The sequence below is a fragment of the Arenimonas sp. genome (genome assembly GCF_019459675.1).
Taxonomy (GTDB): Bacteria; Pseudomonadota; Gammaproteobacteria; order Xanthomonadales; family Xanthomonadaceae; genus Arenimonas.
This window is the reverse complement of record NZ_JAIBFH010000400.1, coordinates 1-3,953: the sequence shown is the minus strand read 5'-3', so window position 1 is coordinate 3,953 and position 3,953 is coordinate 1. Positions and strand designations below refer to the sequence as shown.

The following is a 3,953-nucleotide window of genomic DNA, read 5'->3' as shown; positions in this document are numbered from 1 at the left end:
GGCGCGGCCGCTGCTGTTCTATGTGGGGGACCGCCGGCCGCGCGCGGGGGCCGCGCGCGGCCGAACCGGCATGCCCGGAACGGTGCGCAAGCTCGACGTCTGCTGGCCCCTGGGGCTGCCGCCGGAGGACGACGCGAAGGCCCTGTGCCATGAAACCCGCGAGGCCTTCGCGCTGGCCGGCACCCTGCCGCCAACCCTGCCCGAACGCGACGCCCGGCTGTGGGGCGGGGGCCGGCTGGCCCTGGAGGTCGACGCCCGCACCGGGATGCGTCTTTCCGCGAGCTGCCGCGGCGCACACGCCCGCAGAAAGGTGGCCGTGGCACGCTGGCCCGCGCTGGCTTATCCGTGGCTGTCGGCGTCGCTCAGGCGGGCCAGTGCCATCCCACCGCTGTCGCCGGACTGCGCGCCCGACGCGCTGGAGGCGATGGAAACGCTGCGCATCGAGGGGCCGGGCGAGGGCACCCGGCTGGCCCGTGCGCCCGGCAGCGCCAAGCCGCCCACGCTGCGGCTGCGTGCGTTCGGCACGCGGTCGCGCGTGCGCTGGCTGTTGAACGGTCGCCTCGCCGGGGAAACCCTCGGCGCGCGCCCGTGGACCCACGCCTTCGACCAACCCGGCCCCCAGCGCATCACCGCCCTGGCCGACACCGGCGCCTTCGCCGAGCTCACGCTGCACGTCATCCGCTGACCACGTTCGCCCGCGCTTCTTGCCGTCTTCGATCCAGCGTCACCCGCTGCGCGTTGGCTTCAACCGATCGTTTTTCTGCGTAGACTGAATGCATCCAGGGGCCGGGCGAACAACCATGTCTAGCGATCAGGCAGGCAGCGCGGAGACGCCACGGCCGACCGTGTTCCTGAGCTATTGCCGTGCCGACCAGGCCCGGGCGCGGATGCTGGCGCAGGCGCTGGAAGACGCCGGGCTGCAGGTCTGGTGGGACACCCTGATCGAGGGCGGCGCGGCCTTCGCCAAGACCATCGAGGCGGCGCTGGCCGCCAGTGATGCGGTGGTGGTGCTGTGGTCCGCGCAGTCGGTGGCGTCGGACTGGGTGCTGGACGAGGCCGCCCGCGGCCGCGACCTGAAGAAGCTGGTGCCGCTGTCCATCGATGGCACCGAGTCGCCGCTGGGCTTCCGCCAATACCAATCCATCACGCTGGAACAGGCCAAGGGCACGATTGCGCCGGCGTCGCTGCAGGCGGTGCTGCGCGCGGTGATGGCGCTCGCGGGGCGCGAGGCCCTGCCGCGGCCGCCGGCCGCGCCGGTGTCACCGGCACCGGCGGATGCAGCGCGCCGGAGCCTGCTGATCGGCGGCGGCACCATCGCGGTGGTCGCGGCCGTGGCCAGTGCGGTGGGCTGGTCGCGCGGGTGGTTCGACAGCCCCCGCGGCGTGGGTGAGTCGCGCCGCATTGCGGTGCTGCCTTTCGAAAACCTCAGCGGCGATCCCGAGCAGCGCTATTTCTCCAATGGCCTGACGTCGGAAATCCGGATACAGCTGTCGCGCAACGAGCTGCTGCAGATCGCCGGGCAGACCTCGTCGGAGCAAGCTGGCGACGGGCGAAAGGACGGACGTGCGATTGCCCGCGCGCTTGGCGTGGACTACCTGCTGGGCGGCAACGTCCAGAAGGCGGGCGGCCGGGTGAAGGTGGCCGCCGAGCTCACCGACGGGGCCACCGGCCTGAGCCGGTGGGCCGACAGCTGGGAGCGCCCGCTGGCCGACGTCTTTGCGGTGCAGTCGGAAATCGGCGCCGCCGTTGCCGGCGCGCTGTCGGCGGCGGTGGACGGGCCGGACGCCAGCGGCGCGAGCCTGGTGGGCGGTACGGCCGACGTCGCGGCGTTCGACGCCTACCTGCACGGGCGCGCGCTGTACGAAGCCGGCATCGACGAAGTGAGCGATCGCCGCGCGCTGGAGTACTTCGAGCGTGCGATCGCGCTGGACGAGCGCTACGCCGGCGCGCACGCCGCGCGCGCGCGGGCGCTGGTGGTCATCGGCAATCTCTACGCCGACCATGACGAACGCGTGCTTGCCTACGAGTCCGCCGAGGCCGCCGCGCTTGCAGCGACCGAGCTTGCACCGGATTTCGCAGAAGGGTTCTCGGCGCTCGGCTTCGCCCGGGCCAGCGGCAAGCTGGACATGCTCGGCGCGCGCGAGCCGTTCGAGCGCTCCCACGCCCTGGCGCCTGGAAGCGCCGACGTGCTGGCCCGCTACGCGACCTTCCGCTCGAACCTGCGCGACCACGGCCGCGCAACCGAAGTGATCCTGCGCGCGGCGACGCTCGACCCGCTCAACGCGCGCACCTTCCGGTCGCAGGGCGACATCCGCCACAACGCGGGCGACCACGCCGCGGCGATCACGTCCTATCGCAGGGCGATCGAACTCAACCCGACCCTGGCCGGCGTAAACGCGTCGATGGGCTTCGCGCAGCTGATGGCCGGCGCCGACCAGGATGCCCGCGCCGCGTTCCTGAAGGAACGCAGCGCGGTGCGCCGGCTGCCCGGGCTGGCGATCCTGGCGCACCGCGCCGGCGACCGCGCGGCGGCCGAGGCTGCGCTGGCCGAACTGGTCGCCGAGTACGGCGACAAGAGCCACTACCAGTACGCGCAGGTCTACGCCCAATGGGGTGACGCGGAAAAGGCTTTGACGTCGCTGCAGGCGGCCTGGGACCTGCGCGACGGCGGCATCATGTTGATGTACGCTGACCCGCTACTGGCGCAGTTGCGCAGTACCGATGGTTACCTTGCGCTGGCAAAGGCCGTCGGCTTCACATGATCCATCACAGACGACAGGAGAAACAGCATGCGCCACGTTGTTGGAATTTGTCTGGTGGTCGGGCTCGCATTCGCGCTTGCGGCGTGCAAGACAACGCCGGAGCCTGCAGCCGAAGCCGCGACCGCGCCTGAGCAGCAGACCGGCACGGTCGAACGCACCGCACCCGAGGAACAGACCGGCACGGTTGAACGCACCGCACCGGAAGAACAGACCGGCACGGTTGAGCGCACCGCGCCCGAAGAGCAGACCGGCACGGTCGAGCGCAGCGGGCCGGAGGAAGAGTAATCGCAGGCCCGTCGGCGGCGTCCGGGTCGCGTCAGCGCGATCCGGGCGTTTGGCCCGGCATCGCCACCCGCACCACTTCGCCGGATTTGGCCGCGTCCTTCGCCGCGGCAATCCAGCCGTCGTAGTAAGACATGCGCGTGTACACCGCCGGCTTGCCCGCACCGCAGCCCTTGCCGCCCGACACCACGCCCACCAGGCTGCGCTTGCCGCCTTCCTCTTCGCGGGTCAGTGGCCCGCCGCTGTCGCCCTGGCAGCTGTCCTTGCCGGCCTCCAGGCTTCCGTCGGCCGCCAGCGTTCCTGCGCACAGTGCGCCCGGCCCGTAGAACGCGCCGAATTCCGCTTTGCACAGCGCGTCAGGCAGGTAGTTCAAGGTCAGCTGCTGCAGGTCCGCAGGATTGCGCTGCAGGCGCTGGGCACTGTCCAGGCGGGTGACCGGGTCGCCTGCGTCGCGCTGCCCCATCCAGCCCCAGCCGGTGACGCGCAGCGCCTCGCTGTCGTCGAAAGCGCGGTCCGACGAGCCCATCAGGGCGACGGGGGCCAGCCGGCCGGTCGCCTCGAACTTTGCAATGCGCTCATCGTTGGCCAGCCGCACCAGCGCGATGTCGTCGAGTTTGGTGGCCTTCGAGTAGCCAGCGTGGATCACCACGGCGTCGATGGCGAACAGGCCGTCGTCCACCGTCAGGTTCTGGGTGCCAAGTCGCAGCCGGCGGTCGCTGAGCACGTTGCCCTCACGCCCGTTGAAGCCGGGGATATTGTCCACGCAGTGCGGGGCCGGGGGGGGCCCCGGCCCGCCCCACCCCGCGCGGCCGCGGTGCTGCGTGGCCAAAACCCCGCCGGGCGAACAGCGCAAACCCGCCCACCGGGTGAGCGCCCCCCGGGGCGCCAGCCCGCCGCGCGCCCTGGTGG

General features: G+C 71.9%; 3 protein-coding genes and 1 pseudogene. 3 read left to right on the top strand and 1 reads right to left on the bottom strand.

The window, feature by feature from the left end; translation table 11 throughout:
* The 3 genes and pseudogenes from K0M70_RS13260 to K0M70_RS13250 all read left to right on the top strand — a co-directional run.
* Window positions 1-685 (top strand): annotated as a pseudogene (locus K0M70_RS13260) (penicillin-binding protein 1C); the annotation flags it as partial.
* Window positions 686-800: 115 nt separating this feature from the next.
* A complete protein-coding gene (locus tag K0M70_RS13255; protein WP_290782711.1) occupies window positions 801-2,762 on the top strand; it encodes a TIR domain-containing protein in 1,962 nt (653 codons plus the stop codon).
* 27 nt (window positions 2,763-2,789) lie between these two features.
* Complete coding sequence (locus K0M70_RS13250; RefSeq protein WP_290782710.1) at window positions 2,790-3,047, top strand: hypothetical protein; 258 nt, start codon at window positions 2,790-2,792, stop codon at window positions 3,045-3,047.
* A 31-nt stretch (window positions 3,048-3,078) separates the two neighbouring features.
* Here K0M70_RS13250 and K0M70_RS13245 read toward each other — a convergent pair whose 3' ends face one another.
* On the bottom strand, window positions 3,079-3,807 hold the full coding sequence (locus tag K0M70_RS13245; protein ID WP_290782708.1) for a serine protease: 729 nt from the start codon (window positions 3,805-3,807) through the stop codon (window positions 3,079-3,081).
* Window positions 3,808-3,953: the final 146 nt, after the last annotated feature.